Raw genomic sequence first — 23,127 nt, forward strand, 5'->3', positions numbered from 1 at the left:
GCGCCGTCACGTCAGTAGTGTGTACCCCCGGAACAGTTTCACAGCACAACTACCCGACGCTCGGCGCCGGACTTGTGCGCGGCCTCGATGACGCGGAGCGTCTCGACGGCGCTGGCCGGGTCGACGGGGAACTCACCCTCGCCGCGCAGCGCGTCACGGACCTCGATGTAGAACTGCTCATAGCGACCGGTTTCGGTCGGCACGGTCTCGACATCTTCGTTGACACCGAGGACACCGGCGTCGGACTCGGGCTCGATGCCCCAGCCGTCGTCGCCGGGTCGCTTGCCGTCCTTGATCTGGGGCTCCTGCACGTCCAGGCCATATTTCGTGAACGTCCCGCCGGTGCCGAGCACCCGGAACCGCGGGTTGCGCGTGCCGGCGAGCGCGGACGCCCACAGCTGCGAACGCACCCCGTTGACGTGGTGCAGCGCGACGAACGTGTCGTCGTCGACGGAGACGCCTTCACGCCGTCGATCGAGCTCCGCGTAGACCTCGGCAACCGGCCCGAACAGTTGCAGGGCCTGGTCGACGATGTGCGCGCCGAGGTCGTAGAGCAGCCCGCCCGCTTCGGCCGGGTCGCCGAACTCGCGCCAGTTGTCCTTCGGCTTCGGCACCCAGCGGTCGTAACGCGACTCGAAGCGGAAGACGTCGCCGAGCTTGCCGGAGTCGAGCACCTTGAGGACGGTCAGGAAGTCCGAGTCGAAACGCCGGTTCTGGAACACCGTGAGCCCGACGCCGGCGTCCTTCGCGGCACTCACGACTGTCTCGGCCTCGGCCGCAGTCGGCGCGAACGGCTTGTCCACCACGACCGGCAGGCCGTGTGAGATCGCCTGCAGGGCCAGCGGCACGTGGGTGCGGTTGGGCGTGCTGACCACGACGAGGTCGAGGGAATCCGCCAGCGCGAACAGCGCGTCCGCGTCGGCGACGATCTCAGCCAACGGGTGCTCGGCGTGCGCCTGGGCGGCGCGCTCGGGATTCGCGCTGACGATCGCGGCGACCGACAGCCCCGGGGTCGCGTCCACGAGCGGAGCGTGGAAGACGCGTCCGCCGATGCCGTAACCGAGGATTCCGACTCGCAAGTCCGCAGTACTCATGCCGTTAATTAAACAACACTGTTGCCTAATTGGCCAGGCGTGCGACGATGGGCACATGACCGAGTCTGGGGTGAATCTACGCGCGCTACGCAAACACAATCGAGCGCTGCTGCTCACCGAGATCCGGCGCGCCGGCGGGCTGAGCCGCGTCGAGTTGGCCGACCGCAGCGGACTGACCGCGCAGGCCGTGTCGAAGATCGTGCCGGAGCTCATCGACGCCGGGTTGCTCGACGAGGAACGCCAGTTCGACGGCAACGTCGGCAAACCACGAACCCAGCTCCGGATCAGACCCGGCGCCCGCTACGCGCTGGGTGTCCAACTCGACCGCGACGAGGTCCACGTCGTACTCACCGATCTCCTCGGCTCGGTGCTGTCCAAAACGACGTCGAGGTTGGATCGCGGGTTCAGCCCCGACGACGCGATGTCCGCGATCGCCGACGGCGTGGACCAGCTGACGTCGTACCTGGACCGGGCGAAGCTGCTCGGGCTCGGGGTCGGCGCGCTCGGGCCGCTCGACCACCACACCGGCGTCGTCCACCACGCCACCGGCCTGGCCGGCTGGCACGAGGTGTCGCTGCGCGGCAGGCTCGCCGCGCGCACCGGGCTCGCGGTGATCGTCGACAAAGACACCAACACCGCGGCCTTCGCCCACCAGTGGCATGCGGCCCGGAGCCCGGTGACCACGGCGTTGGTGCTGGTGGGGACCGGTATCGGCGTCGGGCTGCTCGTCGACGGCAAGCTCTACCGAGGGCCGCGGACCAACGCCGGCGAATTCGGGCACACCACGCTGTGGTTCGAGGGTCCGCTCTGCAAGTGCGGCCGCCGAGGCTGCGTTGAAGTGATGCACAATTCCGCCTCCACTCCCGAGGAAGCCGCGCGCCTGCTCGGCATCGGCCTCGCGGACCTCGTGCAGGTCCTCGACCTGGAGCGGATCGTGCTGGCCGGGCGGTCGATCCGCGCCGCTCCCGAGCTGTACACCTCGACCATCGCGGCCCAGCTCGCCCAGCAGCTGCCGGTGCCACACTGGCAGCGGATCACGGTCGAGGTCAGCGATCTCGGCGACGATCTGGTGGCCATCGGCGCGGCCGCGGAAGTACTCGCCGCGTTCTACGCGGACCCGAGATGACAACCGGCTCACCTCACACGGGATAACATCCGCGCGTGTCCAGCCCCATCGAGCAGACCACCGCGCCGGATCCCGAACTGGCGCCCCTCGCGCTCGACGCCTCCGCACGCGTCATCCCGAGCTGGGAAGATCCGTTCGCCGAAGCCGTCACGAGACCGCTCGGCGGAGCACTCGGGGAGCACGCGGCCGTCGGCAGACACTGGTTTTGGTCCCCGGTGCGTGTCGGACTGCTGCTCGCCGTCATCGCGCTGATGCTCAGCTGGTTCGGCAAAGGCTCGTGTATTCAGCAGTACCAGGACGGCTCCGGCGCGAACCAGCTCGACTGGCGAGCCGGACGCCCGTACGTCGCGATGTGTTACACCGACATCGTCCCGCTGTACTCGGCCGAGAAGCTCAGCGACGCCGGCGCCTTCCCGTACGCGACGTCGTGGATCGACAACCCGGGCACGGCGAACGCGCGCGTCCGGTACATGGAGTACCCGGTGTTGACCGGGGTGTTTCAGTGGGCCAACGCGAAGCTGACGAACGTCTGGCTGTCGTTGTCGAACTCGGGCTGGCTGCCGACCGGCCTGCCGGTGGCGATCTACTTCGACATCACCGCGGTCTGGCTGGCACTGGCCTGGGTGGTCACGGTCTGGGCGACGTCGAGAACGCATCGGCGAAGGCCCTGGGACGCGCTACTCGTGGCGATCTCACCCATCGTGCTGGTGCACGCCTTCACGAACTTCGACGCCATCGCGACCGCGTTCACCGCAACCGGACTGCTCGCCTGGGCACGCAAGAAACCGGTGCTCGCCGGGGTTCTGCTCGGCATAGGCGGCGCGGCGAAGCTGTATCCACTGTTCCTTCTCCTGCCTCTACTCGTGCTCTGTCTGAGAGCGGGGAAGATGCGGGTCTGGTCATACACGGCCGTCAGCGCGGTCGGCACCTGGGCAGTGATCAACCTGCCGTTCGCGCTGTTCCTGCGGACCGGGTGGGAGGAGTTCTTCCGCCTCAACACCAGCCGGCCGATGGACCCCGACTCGCTGTACAACGTGTTCTCGTACTTCAGCGGCTGGACGGGCTTCGACGGTGTCCTGCTGCGCGGTCAGACGCCGACCTGGCTGAACATCGTCACCGGCGGGTTGTTCATCGTCCTCTGCGCGGGCATCGGTTACGTCGCGTTGACCGCGGCTCGGCGGCCACGGCTCGGGCAGCTGTGCTTCCTGATCGTCGCGGCTTTCCTGCTGACCAGCAAGGTGTGGAGCCCGCAGTACTCGCTGTGGCTGGTGCCGCTTGCCGCGCTGGCGATCCCGCGGTGGCGTCCTCTGCTCGCGTGGATGGTCATCGACGCGCTGGTGTGGGCGCCGCGGATGTTCTACTACCTCGGCGTCGACCACAAGGGGCTGCCGGAGGGCTGGTTCCTCGGCACGGTCGTCGTCCGGGACCTGGCCGTGATCGCGCTGTGTGTGCTGATCATTCGCGAGATCTACCGGCCGGCGACCGACCTGGTGCGTGTCGCGGGTGACGACGACCCGGCGGGCGGGTTCCTCGACGGCGCCCCGGACCGGTTCGTCCTCGGCGCCCGGGCACGTGGCCCAGCTCGAGCACGCGACGTGACGGTTTCGTAGCGACGTCGCCGTACCGAGTCAGTCTGTGTGCGGCAGGTAGGGCAGGTGGGGTCAGAGGTGCTCGCGTAGGTAGGCGATGTCGGCGGCCTGGCCGTCGCCGGGGGTTTCGACGATGACGGGCGCGCCTGCCTCGGCCGCGACGGCGACGAGCACCTCGGGGTCGATCGTCCCGTCGCCGCCGACGACGTTGGCGTGCCTGTCCCGTGTGGAGCCGAACTCGTCACGCGAGTTGTTCAGGTGCACGAGGTCGATCCGGCCGGTGATGGCCTTGACCCGCGAGACGGCCTCGGCGAGATCCCAGCCCGCGGCGAACGCGTGGCAGGTGTCCAGGCAGAAGCCGGCGCCGAACTCGCCGACCTGATCCCAGAGCCGCGCGATCATGTCGAGCTCGCGGGCCATCGCGCTGTCGCCTCCGGCGGTGTTCTCGATCAGGATCGGCACCTCGAAACCGCCCTGCTCGACCTGCCGCTCGAACAGTTTTCGCCAGTTCGCGAGGCCTTCCTCGACGGCTTCGCCCTGCCGGACGTGCCCCCCGTGCACGATCAGCCCTTTCGCCCCGACCGCGGCCGCGCCGGCGGCGTGCTGCGCGACGCCCTTGCGGGACGGAATGCGGATCCGGTTGTTCAGCGACGCGACGTTGATCAGGTACGGCGAGTGGATGAACACGTCCAGCCCCGAGCCCAGCAGCTCCTCGGTCTGGGGGTGCGGAGGCGGTTTCTTCCACCCCTGCGGATCGGACAGGAAGAACTGGACGGCCGCCGCTTCGCGCTCGCGTGCCGCCGCCAGCGGGTCGTCGTCCCGGACATGGGCGCCTATCTGCATGGGAGCACGGTACCGCCGCTCCCGTGCCGGGGCGGTGACGCTCGTGGAGTACCGTGAGCGCGTTCCGTGAGCCACGTTAGGCCGAATGCCGCTATCTGACGTGAAAACCAGACACAGCAGCCGAATGCCGGAGGGCGAACCGATGGGGAAACACGCAAGAAGGTTCTGCGCGATCGGGTTCCTGCTCGCGGCCTCGGCCGCGCTCGTGCTCCCGGCGAGCGCCTCCGCCGACGAAACCCTTTCCGGCAGCTGCTCGACAACGCTGCAGGGCGCCCGTTCCGACGGACTCGTCCTCGACCTCGGCGCGCCGCTCAACCTGCCCGGCAAGCTCACCATCGGCCTTGATTCGGCCGGCGGCGCACGCCAGGACAGCGCCTCGCCGGCGCTTTCGCTGCCGGTCGGTGACACCGTCCGCGCGCTCGGCCTCGGCGGCGCCCCGCTGGTCGGTGGCACATGCGACGCCGCCCAAGGCCTGGTCAACGGCGTCGGCGACACCACGCAGAAGCTGCTGGGCGGCAAGACGAGAACCCCGCCGATCTACCCGGGACCGGGCAAGCCGACCCCGCCGACCGGCCCGGGCGGATCCTCGCCCGCACCAGGCGGAACAGGTCCCGGCAGCAACGATGTCATTCCCGCGGGTAACACGGTCCTGGGTTCCATCACCGGCGCCCTGTTGCCCACGACGCTGACCACGGCAGGACCCCTCGTGGTGGGCCTCGCCGCACCCGCGCCTGGGCTCGTCAAGGTGGACCCGGCGCCGGCCGTCGTCTCCGACAAGTCCACCAACGTGCAGGCACTGCCGACGGCAAACGCGCCGGAGCGGCTTCCGCTGATCCTCGCGGTGCTGCTGCTGGCCGTCGTCGCGGCCGCGCTCATCCGGACGTGGATGCGCCGCAAGCCCGCCTGACCGCTCATTACCCATAGTCACCGCCAGTGACGCCCGTTCCACTCGAATGCCTTTCGGTTTCCAGTGGGCGGGCGTCACTGCTGTCCGTTACCGTCGTTATCCCAGGAAGACGAACACGGTCGAGCCACGCGGGGAAGGTCTTCAGGCATGCAGGGTCGGACACGCAGGGCGACCGCGATCGGCGCCGCAGCCTTCGCTCTCGCCGGCTCGGCCGCACTGGCCCTGCCCGGCACCGCCTCGGCGGCGGACACCGTAACCGCGACGTGTGGCAGCTCGGTCACCGCGAAGCCTGGTGACCACATCATCGTCAGCACCATCCTTGGACCTGTGGACTTCGGCGCAATCGGCCAAGTCTCTGCGACGTTGTCCAACGTGATCGGCGGAGTTCTCGGCACCCTCTGCAACGTGACCGTGAACGTGGTCAACACCGTCGTTGCCCCGGTGCCGGTCATCGGCGCGCCTGCCGCCAGCGCCGTCAATGGCGTAGTGGCGGGCACCACAAAGGGACTTTCCGACGCGGCAGCCAACGGCGCCAACTCTTTATCGAGCCAGCCCGCGAAGCAGCAGCCACCGGCAGGCGGTTCACCGCTGTCTCCGACGGGTGGTTCACCGGCCGGGAACACCCCTGTCGGCGGGCAAGCCCCAGGCAGCATGCCCATTCCCGACTCGAATTCCCCCGTGCTCGCCAACGGATTCGGCGGCCTGGGCAGTCTGCCGCTCAACTTCTCCACCGGTTACGCGCCGATGCGGGACTACAGCACCATCCCGATGGCGATGGCCGGCGTCTACGCGCCTTCACCGGGATTGCGGTACGGCGGCCAGATTCCGGGCTACGCGCCGGAATTCGGTCTTCCCGGAACGGGCGGCACGAACCAGGACAGCTCCGGTATCCAAAATGCGGGACAGGCCCAAGCGCTGCCCGCCGGTGACGGCACGGCGCCCGGCGTCGGATTACCCGTGCTCATCGCGGTTTTATCACTCTCCGGAGTCAGTGCGGGGCTTGTCCGCACCTGGGTACTACGCCGAACGGCCGCTTCTTATTAGGCCGACCGCCTAGTATCTTTCCGAGGACACAGTCGTTCTTACTTGTTGTACGCAAATCCCAGTCAGTACCCCAAGCCGCAGTACCCAAAGCTCTTTCCATGGTCCATGCCGATCAGCTCCCCAACCCCCGGAGGACAGCGCTCGTGCGGATACACCCCACCTGGCAGATCACCCGCAAGGCGCTCACCGCCACCGCGATCGCGGCCATGATCACCGGGGGCGCATTCCTGTCCAGTGGCACGGCGTCGGCGAGCACGTTGCTGGCGAGCAGCTGCGCCGGCTCGGTCAGCGGCAACATGGGCGACCAGATCGCCGTTCAGGGGTCCAGCCTGGCCGACACCGTGACGCAGGCCGCGAAGGTGAAGGAGATCTTCCTGCACCTCAACGGCGTCAACCCGGACGGACTGGGCAAGGCGATCGCGGCCAAGGGCGCGTTGATCATCGGCACCATCCCCAACGCCTCCGGCGGGGGCATCGGCGGCGACGTCGTCGCGGCGACCGTCGTCCAGGCGCTGCAGACCGACGGCAACCTCGGCTGGGTCGGCGGAGACAAGCAGGCCGTGCTCGACTCGATCCGGGCCTCGGTCACCAAGTCCTGCGGGCTGACCGCCCTCGCGCTGAACTACACCTCGCCGACGACGACCACCTCCGGCGACTACAACCTCGCGCCCGGGTCGAGCACGGCACTGCCCGGCAGCCTGCTCCCCGGTAGCAACGGCTCCGCTCCCCAGCGCGACTACAGCGGCATCCCGACGGCCTCGATTCCGAGCTTCGCGGTGCCGCCGGGCGTCCGCTACCCCGCCAGTGGCGCGGTCCCCGGGCAGCCTTCGCCGGAGTACGGCCTCCCCAGTGACGGCGGCGCCACCGAGCAACAGGCCGACATCCGCAACGCGGGCAACGCCGACGCGCTGGCCGCCCCCGACTCGTCCACCGGCGGGGTACAGCTGCCGATGCTGCTGGCCGTGATGGCGCTCGCCGGCGTCACCGCCGCGCTGGTGCGGACCTGGGTCCTGCGCCGCGTTTCGTAGCACTCGGCGGAGGCGCCGCGGGCCTCGAAACCCCCGGCAGCTAGACTGACCTGGACAAACCCTCCTGTCACGGACAGTCCGTGACCGCGAGCCCATAGGAGGTGAGTGGTTGTGTCACGCCATTACGAGGTAATGGTCATCCTCGATCCCACGCTCGACGAGCGCACAGTCGCCCCGACGCTGGACACGTTCCTGAACGTGATCCGCACGTCCGGCGGCAGCGTTGAAAAGGTCGATGTCTGGGGCCGTCGGCGGCTCTCGTTCGAAATCAAGAAGCACGCGGAAGGCATCTACGCGCTGCTCGACCTGAACTCCACGTCGGATGCCGTCAAGGAGCTCGACCGCCAGCTTTCGCTGCAGGAGACGGTGCTGCGCACGAAGGTCATGCGCCGCGAGGTCCCGAAGCCGGGCGCCCGCGTCCTTCGCCGCCCGCCGGTGAAGCCCGCCAAGACCGCAGCAGCCAAGGCCTGAGGGGGCGACGATGGCTGGAGACACGATCATCACGGTGATCGGCAACCTGACGTCGGATCCCGAACTGCGCTTCACCCCGTCCGGCGCCGCGGTGGCGAACTTCACCGTGGCATCCACCCCCCGCACGCTCGACAAGGCGTCCGGTGAGTGGAAGGACGGCGAGGCGCTCTTCCTGCGCTGCAACATCTGGCGGCAAGCGGCCGAGAACGTGGCCGAGTCGCTGACCAGGGGTGCGCGCGTAGTCGTGCAGGGCCGGCTCAAGCAGCGCTCCTTCGAGACCAAGGAAGGCGAGAAGCGCACCGTCGTCGAGCTCGAAGTAGACGAAATCGGTCCTTCGCTGAAGTACGCCACCGCCAAGGTCAACAAGGTCAGTCGTGGCGGCGGGGGTGGCGGCGGCTTCGGCGGCGGCTCGTCCTCCGGCGGTGGCGGCAGCGCTCCTTCCGACGACCCGTGGGGCTCGGCGCCCGCAGCTGCCAGCAGTGGTGGCGGCGGCGGATTCGCCGACGAGCCCCCCTTCTAGGACTCCTCGCCGGCCGTTCGCGGCCGCTGGAATCCGCACCCCGTGACGAAAGCAACCACAGAGTTATCCCAGGAGTGAATTGTGGCTAAGCCACCCATTCGCAAACCGAAGAAGAAGGTTTGCGTGTTCTGCAAGGCCGTGAAAAAGGGCCGCCCGGAGACGATCGACTACAAGGACACCAACCTGCTGCGCAAGTACATCTCGGACCGCGGGAAGATCCGCGCCCGTCGTGTCACCGGCAACTGCAGCCAGCACCAGCGTGACATCGCCATCGCGGTCAAGAACTCCCGCGAGATGGCACTGCTTCCCTACACCTCGACCGCTCGATAAGGAGGTACGTCCGATGGCGAAGATCATTCTCACCACTGACGTGGCCAACCTGGGCGGCCCCGGCGACATCGTCGAGGTCAAGGACGGCTACGCGCGCAACTACCTGCTGCCCCGCGGCTACGCCATGCAGGCGAGCAAGGGCGCGGAGAAGAACGTCCAGACGATCCGCCGTGCGCAGGAGGGTCGCCGTGTTCGCGACCTCGACCACGCCAAGGAGATCAAGGCGACGCTCGAGGGCCTCGGCGCCATCGAGCTGTCCGCCAAGGCGGGCGACGGCTCGAAGAAGCTGTTCGGCTCGATCACCACGAACGACGTCGTCGCGGCCATCAAGGCCGCCGGTGGACCGCTGCTCGACAAGCGGGTCATCGAGCTTCGCGAGCACATCAAGACCGTGGGCAAGCACTCGGTCAGCGCCCGTCTGCACCCCGACGTCCGCGTCGACGTGCGGCTCGAGGTCAAGGCCAAGTAGTACCCCGCACCAACCCCAGAGCGGGGACGGCTCCTCCACCGGAGCCGTCCCCGCTCTGTTTTTTCCCCGAGGCGGAAAGCGCCGGGAGCTGCCAGCGGATCGAACATCCGGTGAACTGCGTCGATACGACGGAAGGCCACTTGCTGACCGAGCAGGTACCGGGAAGTGGCGAACCGCTGATCGCCCTCACCCCGGACGACCAGCCGTTACTCGGCGAGCGGTTACAGAGCGCACAGGGCAGGCTGGCCGGTTCCTAGTTTCACCGGTCTTTCAGCCTAGCGGGTGGTCGCTCTACGCTCCGTAGCATTCATCCACAGGTAGGGCCGGAAAGCCGCCCGACACCTATTCGCGACACGCCGAACGGGCGAGCGGGTGCGACACGCCGGGCGCGGAAAAACAAAGTTCTCCACAGCTTGCCCACAGGGTCTGACCAGGCCTTTTCCGAACACCAGTAAAGGTTGTCCCCAGGTTGTGCACAGCCTGGCGCCAGCCTGTGACTCGTTACCCTCGATCATCCCCAGGTTGTCCACAGGACCGTCCCCAAGCGGGTTTGCACTGGTCCTTCCGGGGGACATACGGTGCCCCGTCGGGCCGGTACTCACGGTGGCGAAACGGTTGTCCGCGGTGGCCCAAGGGAGTGCGCCGGGAGGTAGCTGGGGACCACTCGGGGAGCATCCGGCATAATCGAACTGATGTTCGCATCATGAGGAGGTGTCTGTACAGGTGGCGCTCACCGACGACCGCGGTCCCGCCTTCGCGTCGTCCGATCCGGGCCCGGCCGATCCCGGGCCGCGCGGCGAATACGACCGGCAGCCGCCGCAGGACCTCGCCGCCGAGCAGTCCGTGCTCGGCGGGATGCTCCTGTCCAAGGACGCGATCGCCGACGTCATCGAGGCGCTGGGGCCCGACGACTTCTACCGGCCCGCGCACCAGGCCGTGTACGACGTCGTCCTCGATCTGTACGGCCGCGGCGAGCCCGCCGACCCGATCACGGTGTCCGCCGAGCTCGAGCGCCGAGGCGAGCTCGGCCGGATCGGCGGCGCGCCGTACCTGCACACGCTGATCGCCGCGGTACCGACGGCCGCGAATGCCGGTTACTACGCCGAGATCGTGTCGGAGAAGGCCGTGCTGCGCCGGCTGGTCGAAGCGGGCACACGCATCGTCCAGTACGGCTACGGGGCCAACGCGACCGACGGCGCCAACATCGACGAGGTCGTCGACCGCGCGCAGGCGGCGATCTACGACGTCACCGAGCGGCGCACCAGCGAGGACTACTCGGTACTCGAAGACCTGCTGCAGCCGACGATGGACGAGATCGACGCGATCGCGTCCCGCGGCGGTACCTCGAAGGGCATCCCGACCGGCTTCATCGACCTCGACGAAGTGACCAACGGGATGCACCCGGGTCAGATGATCATCGTCGCCGCCCGGCCCGGTGTCGGGAAGTCGACGCTGGGCCTGGACTTCATGCGGTCGTGCTCGATCAAGCACGGCCTGTCCAGTGTCATCTTCTCGCTGGAAATGAGCCGCACCGAGATCGTCATGCGCATGCTTTCGGCCGAAGCGAAGATCCGGCTGGCGGACATGCGCGGTGGCAAGATGTCCGACGAGGACTGGACGAAGCTCGCCCGGCGGATGAGCGAGATCTCCGAGGCGCCGCTGTTCATCGACGACTCGCCGAACATGACGATGATGGAGATCCGGGCCAAGGCGCGCCGGCTCAAGCAGCGCAACGACCTGCGGCTGGTGGTCGTCGACTACCTGCAGCTGATGAGCTCGGGCAAGCGCGTCGAGTCGCGGCAGCAGGAGGTCTCGGAGTTCTCCCGGCAGCTCAAGCTGCTGGCCAAGGAGATCGAAGTCCCGGTCATCGCGATCAGCCAGCTGAACCGTGGTCCCGAGCAGCGGACCGACAAACGCCCGATGCTGTCCGACCTTCGTGAGTCCGGCTCACTGGAGCAGGACGCGGACATCGTCCTGCTGATCAACCGCCCCGACGCCTGGGAACGCGACGACCCGCGTGCCGGCGAGGCGGACCTCATCCTGGCCAAGCACCGTGCCGGGCCGACGAGCACGATTGTCGTCGCCCACCAACTGCACTACAGCCGCTTCACCGACCTCGCCCAGACCTGACGGCCTCTGCGATCCGCAGAGCGGCCTGCGCGGGCGTGAGGTGCGTGGTGTCGACAACCTCGGCCTCGCGGTGTAGCCACGTGCGGGCCGCGTCGGCGTACGGGTCGAGGTATTTGAGACGGAATGAGGAGGGGCCGAGAAAGGTATCCCCGTTGAACCCGGCGACGATCGGTGAGCACATCCGGCCGAGGATCGACGCTGTGCAAAGAATCCGCGCGTCGTACTTTGGCCGGCTCGCTATAGGGGATACCCGCACAGCCTGCGCGTCCCCTCCGCTCATTGAACAGTCCGGCGGATGGACGCGAGAAGGCCGACTGGAGGGAGCTCGCCGGCGGCGATCCGGCGTTCCTCGGCTTGGCGGACGGCGTTGAGGGCATCAGCGACGCGGGTGGCCGGCTCGGCCCAGGCACCACCCCGGCCGTCGATCAAGCGCCACAGGATGGGCGTGGCCACCGTAGTCAGCTCGGAGCCGGTGCGGCTCAAGGCGGTGAGCATGGCGGAGCCTTGGTGGAGGAAGTCGTGGCCGGCGACCCAGGCGTCGAGAAGGTCACCGTCGGGGAGTTCGGTGTCGAGCAGGCCAGTGGCGACCAGCAGTGCCCGGTTGTCGTGGAGGAATTCGGCGGCGGCCTGGTCCACCCTTTCCCACGCGAACTCCTCGATGACGACCTGCCCACCCGGGGCGAGCAAGGTGACGGCATGGGCCACGAGGTCGTCCAAGTTCTCGGCGTGGTGCAGGGAACGGGTGAACAGCACGACGTCGTACTCACCGGAGACGTCGTGGACGTCGGCCTGGATGACGGTTACGCCGCGTTCGCGCGCCGCAGCGGCCATTTCGGCGTTGCGATCCACGCCGGTAACCGCGTAGCCCAGGTCCGCCAGAGCGACGGCCAGGGCACCACGGCCGCACCCGGCCTCCAGGATCCGAGCTGGAGGAGCCGGCAACAGCGGCTTCAGGTGGGCAAGGACATGCGGCACGGCAACGGTGGAGACATCCATGCGGCGACCCTAGATCGCGTCTTGTCGATGAGCGACGGATTATCGGGTCGGCGGGCTTGACCGGATACACGCTCGTGTCCATGTCCGACGACGACCGCGACCGGCTCATCGATCAGTTCTGGCACGAGGTCTTCGACGACCTGAACGTCCACCCTGGCTACGCCGAGCTGCGACGTCAGATGACCCCGATCGACGCCGGCGACCGAACCAGCGCGGCAAGCCGGCGTTCCGGGCGCCGGGTCACTGAGCCGGTCAGAACCAGTGCAGACAGTGCGGGGTTCGCTCGGCGCGGAAGAGGGCGTCAGCGAGGGTGGCCGCGCCCGGGCGGTGGGCACGGATGTGTCCGGCACGCACGAGCGTGCTCGGGGCGGTGCCGCCGAGGTAGACCGAGCCCAGGTCGCGCACGTCCAGCGACAGGTCGGGTTCCCGGTCTGTCGGGACGCAGTCGGCCTTGGTGTCGCGAACGGTCAGCAGGTAGCGGCCGCGCTCGCCGAGGAACGGGTCGTCGACGTCGAGGACGAGCTCCCCGTCGGTGAACCAGCCACGCGCGGTCAGCGCACGCGGGACGTCCAGCAGCCGCACCCAGAGCCAGTCGGTGTCGTCGCTGACCTCACCGCCGCGGAAGTCCGCAAGCTGCCAGCGCAGCGGGTTCCCGGGCGGGAAGTGCTTGAACACGACGTCGGTGACCAGGTCGTGTCCGAACACGAACCGCGCCAGGGCCGTGAAGACGACGTCGTCGGCGGCGATCGTCTCGTCGACCGTCAAGGTGGATCCACCGAGCGAGTAGCCGGCGTACCCGTCCGGGACGCCGTCGACGTCTCGGTGGACGGCGATGTAACGCGGTGCCAGAGAGACCGGGGGATGCCCCGCGCCCAAAGCCCACCAGTGGTGCGGCCGGGACAGCGCGCCGGGTTGTGCGCGGCGGTACCGGTCGTAGATCTCTTCCAGGATCTCGCCGCACTCGGCACGCCGCAGCAGCTCGATTGAGCCAGCGACGGCGTCGACCGTTCCGCGCGCCCGGGGGAGGGCAAGCGCGGCCTGGTGTCGCGGCACCGTCAGCCGCTGCGTGTAAGTCGCCGGTCCATAGCCGAACCTGCCGTAGATCGGGGCCTCGGAGGCCAGCAGTACGGAGAGGAACTCCTCTCGGGCCCGCAGCTCGGCGAGCTGATGCCGCATCATCGCGCTGAGCACACCCTGGCGCCGGTGCGTAGGCAGGACGCCGACGGCGGTCACCCCGGCGGCCGGGGCGAGGATCTCACCAGGCAGGGTGAGCTCGAAAGAGCAAGCGGCGGCGGTGCCGACCGGCCGCCCGTCCGCCGTCGTGGCAAGCAGGCCGCGGTCCATTTCGAGCAATGCCCACCAGACCCGTTCGCCGTCGGCCGAGGATTCCGGGAATTGCCCGAACTCGGCATAGAGCGTGTCGACGAAGACATCGAGGTCCTGATCGGTCGTGGAACGGATCTTCATGACTGCGCTGGCTCCCCGGGATACCGGCACCACGACCCGTGGTGTCCCGCCACAGTGCAGCGTCGCCCCGTGGCGAAGGCAAGCGAATTACGGCCGCTACTCGGTCGTGGCTGGTTTGGGTGCGGCGCGGACGTGTGCGCGCTCGCCCTGTCTGCCGATGAGGCTGAGGAACTCGACGGGACCTGAGCTGGTGGCGCCGAACCAATGCGGGGTGCGGGTGTCGAACTCCGCTGCCTCCCCGGGTTTGAGGACGAGGTCGTGCTCACCGAGGACCAGGCGGAGCGTTCCGTCGAGTACGTAGACCCAGTCGTACCCCTCGTGCGTGCGCAGGCTGGGTGTCTCGCCGTCGTTCCCCGTGGGCAGCACGAACTTGTAGGCCTGGATGCCGCCCGGCCGCCGGGTCAGGGGCAGGATCGTCGAGCCGTCCTCGCAGGCAACCGGACGCAGGTTGAGGCGCGGGTCGCCCGTCGGTGGGGCGTCGACGAGTTCGTCGAGAGTGACCCCGTAAGCACGCGCGAGGGGCAGGAGTTGCTCGAGCGTCGGCCGACGAAGTCCTGCCTCGAGTCTGGACAGGGTGCTGGTCGAGATGCCGGTCTGCTCAGCCAACGCCGTGAGCGTGGTCTCGCGCTGCTGCCGGAGGCGCTTCAGCCTCGGCCCGACGGCGTCGAGTGCTCGGTCGATCGTTGCGTCCATCCCTCCATTTTGCCATTTGGCAAGATACTTTGCCAATCTGCCTAGTCTGGGCGCACCGTGGTTCTCGACACCGGATGAACGATTCAGGAGGACGCAGATGGCCGAGTTCGACAAGCCCTACTGGGAGAAGCACTGGCAGCAGGCACCCGGTGCGGGGAAAGCGCTGGGCCCCAATCCGCATCTGGCCAGCGAGACCGGCGGCCTGGCGCCGGGCACGGCGCTGGATGCCGGATGTGGTGACGGCGGCGAGGCAATCTGGCTCGCTTCCCAAGGATGGGACGTCACAGCAGCGGACATCTCTGCCGAAGCCCTCGCCCTCGCCGCCACTCGCGCAGTCTCGAAGAACGTGGAATGGGTCCGGGCCGACCTGACCGTCTGGGCACCCGCCACGCAGTTCGATCTGGTCGTGACGCACTACGCACACCCGTCGATACCGCAGCTGGCGTTCTACGACCGCATCTCCGGCTGGGTGGCGCCCGGCGGCACCCTGCTCATCGTCGGGCACCGGCACACCGCGGGATCGGCGGGACATGGGCACCACCCACCCGCCGAAGCATCGGCGACGGCCGCGGACATCACCGCGGGACTGGACACCGCCAAGTGGGAGATCGCCACCGCCGAAGAGCACGTCCGCACGCTGACCGCCCCGGACGGCCGCAGCCGGCCGCTGCACGACGTCGTCGTGCGTGCCACGCGACGGCAGTGAGCCCATCTGCTGCGGGCATGGGAGCGTTGTTCGACTACTTTGCCGCGCTGTCGGACGAGATGGCCGCCGGACCCATCGACGAGCTAGGCGGCCCTGCCGCAGGGCCGCAGCCCTTCAAGACGGTCTCGATCAAGGGCATGGATCCGGTGGTGTCACGCCGTGGCAGTCCGCGATGAAGGTGAGCGTGTCGTCGTAACGCTGACCGACGAACTTCAAGCAGCGCTTGCGAGCGCTGACGAGGCACGCCTTCGCGACGTAGCCCCGCCGTGGTCGCAGACCGACGAATTCCCGTCTTCGGCCGATCCGGATCACGCGACCAGTGTGCTGGGGGAACTCGCTGGGCTGGCCAGGACGGCGACCGAACGCGGCGAGCGCCTGTATTGCTGGATCTGCGTCTGAGGAGAAGGGTCGCCGGGTCGTGAGCGGACCTTTCCGCGCACGACCCGGCGACCGGCCTACTTGTAGGTGATGGTGATCGATCCGTTGGACGAGTTGAACGTCATCGTGCCGTGCACGAAGTCGTTGCGCCGCCCGCCGGTGACGCCGTACTCGTCACTGCTCGGGTAGCCCAGACGGCCTTGTTCCCAACCCAGCGAGGCCCACTTCGCGCGGATCGAACCGTAGATCGCGTGCGCACCCGTCGATGGCGTGTAGTAAAGCGACGCACCATCCGACCGGCTGAAGTGGTTGTAGCGCCCCACCCCGTCCGGCGTGGTCATCTCGTCCGTCGTCGGATAGCCCAACGGACCTGTTTCCCAACCCATCGACGCCCACTTGGACCGGATCACGCCATAGATCGCATGCGGCCCCGTCGTCGGCGTGTAATAGATCGACCCGCCATCCGGCCGGCCGAAATGGTTGTAGCGCCCCACCCCGTCCGGCGTGATCATCTCGTCCGTCGTCGGGTAGCCCAATGGGCTTTGTTCCCAACCCATCGACGCCCACTTCGACCGGATCGCGCCATAGATCGCGTGCGCACCCGTCGCCGGCGAGTCGTAGATCGACGCACCGTCCGACCGGTTGAAGTGGTTGTAGCGCCCGATACCGTCCGGCGTGCCCGTCTCATCCGTCGTCGGATAACCCAGCGGCCCGCCGGGACCGCCGAGCGCCTTGTAGTCCTTGTAGATGTCGCCGTGCACAGCGTGCGCGCCGGTGGTCGGCGTCCAGTAGATCGCGCCGCGGACGTAGTCCTGCGCCTTACCGCCGCCAGGGGTGTCGTAGACCGCGGTCAACGGGCTGAGCAGGTCCGGGTTGGCGGAGCCGCCGAGCTTGTTGTAGTAGTCACCGACCGGGTTCGCGTTACCGGTGAGGGTGACGGAGTGCACCCCGGTCCCGTCGTTCGGCGTGAACGGATACGTCGAGGTCGCGGGCATCACCGAGGTCGGGGTGAACGTGACCTTCTGCGTGTACGTCGCGTCGGGCTGCAGTTCGGTGCCCTCGTCGAGCGGGAGGTCGGTGTGGAACACCCCGACGGGCGGCGGCGCCTTGGAGATCCGCAGCGAAATCGTCCCGGTGTTGGAGAGGGTGAACGTCTTGGTCACCGACTGCCCGACCGGCACAGTGCCGAAGTCCAGCACCGGTGGGTCGATCGTGAGCTGGGCATGTCCTGTCAACGCGACGCCGTTGAGCGCAACGGAGACATTGCCCTGGTCACTGGTGAGCGAGAGCGTCCCCGACTCGGGGATGCCGGCTTCGCTACCGACTGTCGGCGCGTACTTGACCGGGATGGGCAGTGACGCGCCGGGCTGGATCACGGTCCCGGTGTCGGGCAGGCTCTTCGCGGTAAAGCTGCCGGTCGGCCCGGTGGCACCGGTGATCGTCACCGGCGTGGTGCCGGTGTTGGAGATGGTGACGCCGAGCTGCTTCGCCGCGCCCGTCGCGACCCGACCGAAGTCGAGCGAGGACGGAGACGACCCGAGCCCCGGCTGCGTGCCCGAGCCGACGACGTCGAGCGCGGCGTCCCCGTTGCCGGTGCTGAAGGTGACTGTCGCCGTCGCGCTACCCCAGGTGGCGGGTGTGAACGTGGCCGGGACGGACAGCTGCTGCCCCTTGACCAACGCCGTCGGCGCGGCAAGTGTCGCGGTGAACGGCGCGGCCACGGACACGCTGTTGAGCGTCAGGTCGCGGTTGGCGGTCACCGTGATGGTGCCGTTCTTCGTGGTGCCGACCGGAGTCGACCCGAAGTCCACCGGCTGGGTGGTGAGCACCGCGGTCGTCGGCCGGCCGAAGCCGTACAGGATCCCGTCGCGGTTGCCGACGTAGATTCGGCCGGCGTCGGTTCCGGGAACCGAGAACTTGCTGGCATGCGAGGGGATCGGCACCGAGTACCGCAACGTCAGAACCCCGTTGACCGGTACCGGGTCGTAGGCGCGCAGCTGGGCGTTGTCGCCGATGTTGTTCGAGGCGTAGACGACCCAGACCAGCGCCGAGCCGGAGGTGGTGCCGGTCGAGGTGATGACCGGGGAGCCCGAGGTGTAGCCGAAGTTGTCCTTCGAACCCCCGGCCGGGGTGAGCGACGGCGTCGCGCCGGCGCTCGAATACTTCAACGCCCGCAGCGGTGCTCCATTGTGGACGGTGTAGACGTAACCGCCGTCACCGCCCCAGAAACCCGGCCGACCCCAGACACCCTGGGTCCCGTCGACCGTGCCGAGCACGGCGTCCGTTCCACCGGGTCCCTGCCCCGCGCCACCGAGGTTATCGGCGTCGAGCAGGAAGATCTTGCCGTCCTTACCGACCTGCACGATCATGCGCGGGTGCGCGGCCGTGCCGAACTCCGGCGGGATCGCCATCGGACCGCCGGACCCGAGGTCCATGTCGTCCTGGTTCAGGCCGTCGCGGTTGGCCGGGCTGAAGAAGCTCTTCGCGGTAAGGGAGCCGTCGGCTTCCACGTTGAGGCGGACCACTGATTCGCCGAGAGTGGCCGGCGGGGTGTTACCGGGGCCGGGAGCGGGCGAGATGCCGTTGCCGGTGGCCACGATGATCCGGCCGGGGCCGTCGGAGAGCAGGCCCGCACCCGACTGCCAGATACCGGCTTCGCCTGCCGGGTCGGATTCGGTGGACCACAAGGTCGTCTGCTTACCGGTGGAACCGTTGACGCCGAGGATGTAGCCGACGTACGGCGTGAAGTCGCAGTGGCTCGCGAACCCGGCGTAGACCACACCGTCGAGCAGCAGGAGCCCCGGCCGCTGCATCGCCGTCTTCGGGATGAACGGCACGCCCGGGTTGTTGGTCGGGGAGCCCTTGATGGTGGTGGGGAAGCCGTTGAGCTCGACGCCGGTCTTGACATCGAGCGCGTGCAACCGCCAGGTGGGCGTGTCGGCGGTGGCACCGGCGTCGATCGACTTGGAGGTGAAGTAGACGGCGTTGTTGGCCGGGTTGTAGACCGACGTCGCGGTGCTGCCGACGGTCGGGGCCAGGTCACCGCAGTTGACGGTGGAGGCCTGCCACGGCGTGCCGAAGTTCTGGTGCCACTTGACCACGCCGGTGACCGGGTCGAGGCCGTAGGCGTCGTTCGTCTCGGTCGATGCCACGACGACACCGTTCGCGACGATCGGCTGGGCGTAAATCTGGCCGTTGAGCTGGGTCTTGAACAGCGGGCCGAAGTCGGTCGAGGTGACCTGTGACGGCGCCAGCCCCGCTTCGCTGGGATCCCAGCCGGTCCGCAACGAGTTGTAGCCGCTCGTCGGATCGTCCGCGTTCGCCGCAGCGGTTGAGAGAACCATCGAAGCGATCACCGTCAGTAAAACGACAGCACTAGATCGCCAACGAATTCTTCGCAAGATGCTCCCCCTGGGGCGCTAGCGCGCAGATGTTTGCTCTCCGCTTGCTTCCACAGTCGCCTTATCACCCATACGTGTTACCTCGATCGAGCAGATGCGAGGCATCTCTCCCTGGCCTGCCGGGAATACCGCGGCAGACAGCGACGTCGAGTACAGTAGTTGTTGAACTTTCAACAGGAAACGCGATGACCTTGGAGGACGCTATGGCCGCTCCCACCGCACCGACGCCCGTGCTGTACCTGAGCCATGGCGCTCCGCCGCTGGCCGACGACGCCACCTGGACCCGGCAGCTCGCCGAATGGTCCGGGTCGTTGGCCAAACCGAAGGCGGTCCTCGTGGTCTCCGCGCACTGGGAGGAGGCCCCGCTCACGCTCGGCGCCACCACGACGGTGCCGCTGATCTATGACTTCGGGGGCTTTCCGGAGCGCTACTACCAGGTGAAATACGCCGCGCCGGGCGCACCGGCGCTGGCCGAGAAGGTCCGAAAGCTACTGCATTCGCCCAAGACCCCGGTGCACAGTGCGCCGGAGCGCGGACTGGACCACGGCGCATACGTCCCGCTGGTGGAAATGTTCCCCGACGCCGACGTGCCGGTCCTGCAGGTTTCGATGCCGTCGCTCGACCCGCGCGAACTGTTCGACGTCGCCCGCAAGCTCGCGCCGCTGCGGGACGAGGGCGTGCTGATCATCGGCAGCGGGTTCTTCACCCACAACCTCAGCGCGATGAGGTATGTGCGGTCGACGGACGGGACCCCGCCGGGCTGGTCGAGCGAGTTCGACCACTGGGGCGACGAAGTCCTGCGTTCCGGCGACATCGACACGCTGCTCGACTTCCAGCGGAAGGCGCCGGCCGCCACGCTCGCACACCCGCGGATCGAGCACTTCGCGCCGCTGTTCGTTTCACTCGGCGCCAGCACCGAGGGCACCAGGCCGGAAACCGTCATCGACGGCTTCTGGTACGGCCTGGCGAAGCGCTCGCTGCAGTTTTCCTGAGGTAGCTCGTGAGTGGTCCGGCCGGTTCTAACCAGCGCGAACACTCACTAGACGTGACCACGCGCGTTGAGCCGTGCGGCCTGTCGTGTGAGGTGGTCGCGTTCGGGGAGGTTGGGCGCTGATCGGGCGGCTTCGGCGTAGAGCCGTGCCGCGGTCACGGGGTCGCCGTCGCGCTCGTGCAGGTACGCCGCAACAGCCGCGTAGCGGGGCAGGGCAGGGTCGAGACTCGTCAGGGCTGCCAGGCCGGCGCGGGGGCCGTCGGCCTCGCCGACCGCGACGGCCCGGTTGAGGCGGGCTACCGGACTGTCCGTGAGCCGCACTAACTCGTCGTACCACTCGACTATCTGCACCCAGTCCGTCTCCTCAGCCGTCTGTGCGTCGGCGTGGAGCGCGGCGACGGCGGCCTGGGCCTGAAACTCTCCCAGGTGGTCGCGGGCGAGGGCCGTCTGCAGTATGTCGACGCCCTCGGCGATCAGTCGGGTGTCCCACAGACCGCGGTCCTGCTCGGCGAGCGGCACGAGGCTGCCGTCGGGGCGGGTCCGTGCGGGGCGTCGCGCGTGGTGGAGCAGCATGAGCGCGAGCAGGCCCGCGACCTCCCCGTGCTCGATCTTCGCCGCCAGCTGGCGGGTGAGCCGGATCGCCTCGGCGGCGAGGTCGACGTCGCCGGAGTAGCCCTCGTTGAAGACGAGATAGAGCACGCGCAGCACCGTGGCGACGTCACCCGACTCAGTGAACCGGACGCCCGAGACGGTCCGCTTGGCCCGGCTGATGCGTTGGGCCATAGTCGCTTCCGGCACGAGATAGGCCTGCGCGATCTGCTTCGTGGTCAGACCGCCGACCGCGCGCAGCGTGAGCGCGACCGCCGAAGCCGGTGTCAACGACGGGTGCGCACACAGGAAGTACAGCTGCAACGTGTCGTCTGCCGTCTCGGCCAGACCGGGCGGCGGCTCGGCCTCGATGCGCTGTTCCCGATCCCGGCGCGCCGCCTCCGAGCGGTGCGCGTCGAGGAATTTGCGCCAGGCGACCGTGACCAGCCAGCCCTTCGGGTCGGCGGGCTGCTGGTCCGGCCAGGTCAGCGCGGCCTGGATGAGCGCCTCCTGCACGGCGTCCTCGGCGGTCGCGAAGTCGACTCCGCGATGCACGAGGACGCCGATCACCGCGGGCGTCAGCTCCCGCAACAGCAGTTCGTCCATCACCTGCCGGGTCCGGTCATTCGGTGACCGTCGCCGGTGCGCCGTAGGACGGGCGCACCTCGAGCCACTCGTGGATCGGCTTCCCGTTCGCACCCGGAGCCGCGGACAACTCGCCCGCCAACTCGATCGCCCGCTCATAGGTGTCGACGTCGATCAGCATCCAGCCGGCGATCAGATCCTTGGTCTCCGCGAACGGTCCGTCGGTGATCGGCGGCCGCCCCTCGCCGTCGTAGCGGACGAACGTGCCCCCCGGCGAGAGCGCCTGCTCGCTGACGAACACGCCGGTGCCCTCGAGTCGCGTCGCGAAGTCCCGCATGTACTGGATGTGCGCCGTAACCTCCTCCGGCGTCCACTGATCCATCGGCACGTCGTTGACCGACGCCGGTGCGCCCCGGTAGTGCTTGAGCAGCAGGTACTTGGCCATCATGTTCTCCTTGGTGCGGTACGGCCCAGTCTGGCCGTGTCACTTCGGGGACGGAGCCGCGGGCAGGTTCTCGACATCCCGCGGCGACATTTTCTGGCGTATTTCGAAAACTCGGTGCCGAACAGGCGTTACTGCACCAATCCTCGGCGCACCAGCAGCGGCTGGATCTCCGGAGCCCGGCCGCGGAAGGACTCGTAGGCTGCGAGCGGGTCGACCGATCCGCCGCGTGCGAGCAGACCACGGCGGAACTGTTCGCCCTTCTCGCGGATCGGCGCGGCGTCGTCTTCGAACCACTCCACCGTATCGGCGTCGAGCACCTCACTCCAGATGTAGGAGTAGTACCCGGCCCCGTATCCGCCCGCGAAGATGTGCGCGAAGTATCCGGTGCGGTAGCGCGGCGGAATCGCCGAGAGGGCGAGCCCGGCCTTGTGCAGCGCCGACTCCTCGAACAGTTCGGCGTCGATATCGGGGGTCTGGTCGGCGGTGATGCGGTGCCACGCCCAATCCAGCAGGGTCGCACCGAGGTATTCGACGGTCCGGAAGCCCTCACCGAATCGTTCTGCCGCGGTGCGCTTTTCGAGCAGTTCGGCCGGGATCGGCTCGCCGGTCTCCACGTGGCGGGCGTAGTTCGCCAGGATTTCCGGACGGGCCGCCCACATTTCATTGACCTGGGACGGGAACTCCACGAAGTCGCGCGGCACCGACGTTCCGGCGACGAATGGGTACTGGACGTCCGAGAACAGTCCGTGCAGGGCGTGCCCGAACTCGTGGAAGAGCGTGCGAACGTTATCCCAGGTCAGCAGTGCGGGTTCACCTTTGGGCGGTTTCACGATGTTGAGGTTGTTGACGACCACCGCTCGCGTGCCCAAAAGTCCGGACTGCCCGACGAGTTCGTTCATCCACGCGCCGCCACGCTTGGACGGGCGGGCGAAGAAATCGCCGAGGAACAGTCCCAGCCCGCTGCCGTCGGTGTCGAAGACCTCGAGGACGCGGACCTCGGGGTGATATCCGACCAGATCGTCGCGTTCCTGGAAAGTGATGCCGTAAACCTGCTGTGCGGCGAAGAAGACGCCATCGCGCAGCACACGTTCCAGCTCGAGGTAGGGGCGCAGTGCGTCCGCGTCGACCGAGAAGCGTTCGGCGCGAAGCTTTTCCGACCAGAACTGCCAATCCCAGGATTGCAGTTCGGATTCCGCGCCGGTGGTATCGGCCGCCCGCATGGCGGCGGTCAGCTCGGCGGCTTCGCGTTCGGCGTTGGCGACGGCGGGGCCGATCAGCCGGGACAGCATGTCTTCCACGGCCTCGGTGGTTTTCGCGGTCTGGTCC

Annotated in this window: 25 protein-coding genes; 15 read left to right on the forward strand and 10 right to left on the reverse strand. The window is 68.2% G+C overall.

Annotated features, from left to right (window positions below; genetic code table 11):
- Positions 1-38: 38 nt before the first annotated feature.
- Positions 39-1,094 carry a Gfo/Idh/MocA family oxidoreductase gene (locus JWQ81_RS40450; RefSeq protein ID WP_297550347.1) on the reverse strand — a complete coding sequence of 352 codons (1,056 nt, stop codon included), beginning with the start codon at positions 1,092-1,094 and terminating at the stop codon, positions 39-41.
- A gap of 55 nt (positions 1,095-1,149) precedes the next feature.
- Between JWQ81_RS40450 and JWQ81_RS40455 the strand changes: the two genes are divergently transcribed.
- Positions 1,150-2,220: an ROK family transcriptional regulator gene (locus tag JWQ81_RS40455; protein WP_297550349.1), complete on the forward strand. Its 1,071-nt coding sequence runs from the start codon at positions 1,150-1,152 to the stop codon at positions 2,218-2,220.
- A 35-nt stretch (positions 2,221-2,255) separates the two neighbouring features.
- Positions 2,256-3,830, forward strand: a complete 1,575-nt coding sequence (locus JWQ81_RS40460; protein ID WP_297550351.1) for a glycosyltransferase 87 family protein — start codon at positions 2,256-2,258, stop codon at positions 3,828-3,830.
- 51 nt (positions 3,831-3,881) lie between these two features.
- On the opposite strand, the gene JWQ81_RS40465 is transcribed toward JWQ81_RS40460, so the two are convergent.
- Entirely contained in the window at positions 3,882-4,652 is a 771-nt protein-coding gene (locus tag JWQ81_RS40465; protein ID WP_297550352.1) for a deoxyribonuclease IV, read from the reverse strand.
- 142 nt (positions 4,653-4,794) lie between these two features.
- On the opposite strand from JWQ81_RS40465, the gene JWQ81_RS40470 reads away from it, so the two are divergent.
- From JWQ81_RS40470 to dnaB, 9 genes are all read left to right on the forward strand, one after another.
- On the forward strand, positions 4,795-5,559 hold the full coding sequence (locus JWQ81_RS40470; RefSeq protein ID WP_297550354.1) for a hypothetical protein: 765 nt from the start codon (positions 4,795-4,797) through the stop codon (positions 5,557-5,559).
- A 147-nt stretch (positions 5,560-5,706) separates the two neighbouring features.
- Positions 5,707-6,603, forward strand: a complete 897-nt coding sequence (locus JWQ81_RS40475; RefSeq protein ID WP_297550356.1) for a hypothetical protein — start codon at positions 5,707-5,709, stop codon at positions 6,601-6,603.
- A gap of 143 nt (positions 6,604-6,746) precedes the next feature.
- Positions 6,747-7,631: a hypothetical protein gene (locus JWQ81_RS40480; RefSeq protein WP_297550358.1), complete on the forward strand. Its 885-nt coding sequence runs from the start codon at positions 6,747-6,749 to the stop codon at positions 7,629-7,631.
- A gap of 111 nt (positions 7,632-7,742) precedes the next feature.
- Positions 7,743-8,102 carry a 30S ribosomal protein S6 gene (gene rpsF / locus JWQ81_RS40485; protein WP_297550360.1) on the forward strand — a complete coding sequence of 120 codons (360 nt, stop codon included), beginning with the start codon at positions 7,743-7,745 and terminating at the stop codon, positions 8,100-8,102.
- Between the two features lie 10 nt (positions 8,103-8,112).
- A complete protein-coding gene (locus JWQ81_RS40490; protein WP_297550362.1) occupies positions 8,113-8,622 on the forward strand; it encodes a single-stranded DNA-binding protein in 510 nt (169 codons plus the stop codon).
- Between the two features lie 81 nt (positions 8,623-8,703).
- Positions 8,704-8,952, forward strand: coding sequence for a 30S ribosomal protein S18 (rpsR, locus tag JWQ81_RS40495; RefSeq protein WP_297550364.1), 249 nt, complete (start codon positions 8,704-8,706; stop codon positions 8,950-8,952).
- A gap of 13 nt (positions 8,953-8,965) precedes the next feature.
- The gene (gene rplI, locus JWQ81_RS40500; protein WP_297550365.1) at positions 8,966-9,421 is read left to right on the forward strand and encodes a 50S ribosomal protein L9; all 456 of its coding nucleotides are present in this window, start codon (positions 8,966-8,968) and stop codon (positions 9,419-9,421) included.
- A 110-nt stretch (positions 9,422-9,531) separates the two neighbouring features.
- On the forward strand, positions 9,532-9,678 hold the full coding sequence (locus JWQ81_RS40505; protein WP_297550367.1) for a hypothetical protein: 147 nt from the start codon (positions 9,532-9,534) through the stop codon (positions 9,676-9,678).
- Between the two features lie 466 nt (positions 9,679-10,144).
- Entirely contained in the window at positions 10,145-11,551 is a 1,407-nt protein-coding gene (gene dnaB, locus JWQ81_RS40510) for a replicative DNA helicase (RefSeq protein WP_297550396.1), read from the forward strand.
- On the opposite strand, the gene JWQ81_RS40515 is transcribed toward dnaB, so the two are convergent.
- From JWQ81_RS40515 to JWQ81_RS40530, 4 genes are all read right to left on the reverse strand, one after another.
- The gene (locus JWQ81_RS40515) at positions 11,529-11,732 is read right to left on the reverse strand and encodes a hypothetical protein (protein ID WP_297550369.1); all 204 of its coding nucleotides are present in this window, start codon (positions 11,730-11,732) and stop codon (positions 11,529-11,531) included. The two genes, dnaB and JWQ81_RS40515, sit on opposite strands and share 23 nt — an antisense overlap.
- Positions 11,733-11,827: 95 nt before the next feature.
- Positions 11,828-12,547: a class I SAM-dependent methyltransferase gene (locus JWQ81_RS40520; RefSeq protein ID WP_297550371.1), complete on the reverse strand. Its 720-nt coding sequence runs from the start codon at positions 12,545-12,547 to the stop codon at positions 11,828-11,830.
- A gap of 252 nt (positions 12,548-12,799) precedes the next feature.
- A complete protein-coding gene (locus JWQ81_RS40525) occupies positions 12,800-14,014 on the reverse strand; it encodes a GNAT family N-acetyltransferase (protein WP_297550372.1) in 1,215 nt (404 codons plus the stop codon).
- A gap of 96 nt (positions 14,015-14,110) precedes the next feature.
- On the reverse strand, positions 14,111-14,707 hold the full coding sequence (locus JWQ81_RS40530; protein ID WP_297550374.1) for a helix-turn-helix domain-containing protein: 597 nt from the start codon (positions 14,705-14,707) through the stop codon (positions 14,111-14,113).
- 97 nt (positions 14,708-14,804) lie between these two features.
- Here JWQ81_RS40530 and JWQ81_RS40535 point away from each other — a divergent pair, with 97 nt between their 5' ends.
- The 3 genes from JWQ81_RS40535 to JWQ81_RS40545 are packed head-to-tail and all read left to right on the forward strand — an operon-like array spanning position 14,805 to position 15,812.
- Positions 14,805-15,413, forward strand: coding sequence for a bifunctional 2-polyprenyl-6-hydroxyphenol methylase/3-demethylubiquinol 3-O-methyltransferase UbiG (locus JWQ81_RS40535; protein WP_297550376.1), 609 nt, complete (start codon positions 14,805-14,807; stop codon positions 15,411-15,413).
- Positions 15,414-15,430: 17 nt separating this feature from the next.
- Complete coding sequence (locus JWQ81_RS40540) at positions 15,431-15,589, forward strand: hypothetical protein (RefSeq protein WP_297550378.1); 159 nt, start codon at positions 15,431-15,433, stop codon at positions 15,587-15,589.
- Positions 15,573-15,812 carry a hypothetical protein gene (locus JWQ81_RS40545; protein WP_297550380.1) on the forward strand — a complete coding sequence of 80 codons (240 nt, stop codon included), beginning with the start codon at positions 15,573-15,575 and terminating at the stop codon, positions 15,810-15,812. Before JWQ81_RS40540 ends, JWQ81_RS40545 begins: the two co-directional genes overlap by 17 nt.
- A gap of 56 nt (positions 15,813-15,868) precedes the next feature.
- Here the strand turns inward: JWQ81_RS40545 and JWQ81_RS40550 are convergent, their stop codons facing one another.
- On the reverse strand, positions 15,869-19,135 hold the full coding sequence (locus tag JWQ81_RS40550) for a choice-of-anchor D domain-containing protein (RefSeq protein WP_297550382.1): 3,267 nt from the start codon (positions 19,133-19,135) through the stop codon (positions 15,869-15,871).
- A 242-nt stretch (positions 19,136-19,377) separates the two neighbouring features.
- Here JWQ81_RS40550 and JWQ81_RS40555 point away from each other — a divergent pair, with 242 nt between their 5' ends.
- A complete protein-coding gene (locus JWQ81_RS40555; RefSeq protein WP_297550384.1) occupies positions 19,378-20,184 on the forward strand; it encodes a class III extradiol ring-cleavage dioxygenase in 807 nt (268 codons plus the stop codon).
- A gap of 47 nt (positions 20,185-20,231) precedes the next feature.
- Here the strand turns inward: JWQ81_RS40555 and JWQ81_RS40560 are convergent, their stop codons facing one another.
- The 3 genes from JWQ81_RS40560 to JWQ81_RS40570 form a co-directional block, all read right to left on the reverse strand.
- Entirely contained in the window at positions 20,232-21,377 is a 1,146-nt protein-coding gene (locus tag JWQ81_RS40560) for a DUF6596 domain-containing protein (RefSeq protein WP_297550386.1), read from the reverse strand.
- A gap of 16 nt (positions 21,378-21,393) precedes the next feature.
- Complete coding sequence (locus tag JWQ81_RS40565; RefSeq protein WP_297550388.1) at positions 21,394-21,801, reverse strand: YciI family protein; 408 nt, start codon at positions 21,799-21,801, stop codon at positions 21,394-21,396.
- A gap of 128 nt (positions 21,802-21,929) precedes the next feature.
- Positions 21,930-23,127 (reverse strand): M3 family metallopeptidase (locus JWQ81_RS40570; RefSeq protein WP_297550390.1); only part of this gene is annotated, 1,198 nt, incomplete at its 5' end.

This window comes from Amycolatopsis sp. (assembly GCF_025464955.1).
Taxonomy (GTDB): Bacteria; Actinomycetota; Actinomycetes; order Mycobacteriales; family Pseudonocardiaceae; genus Amycolatopsis.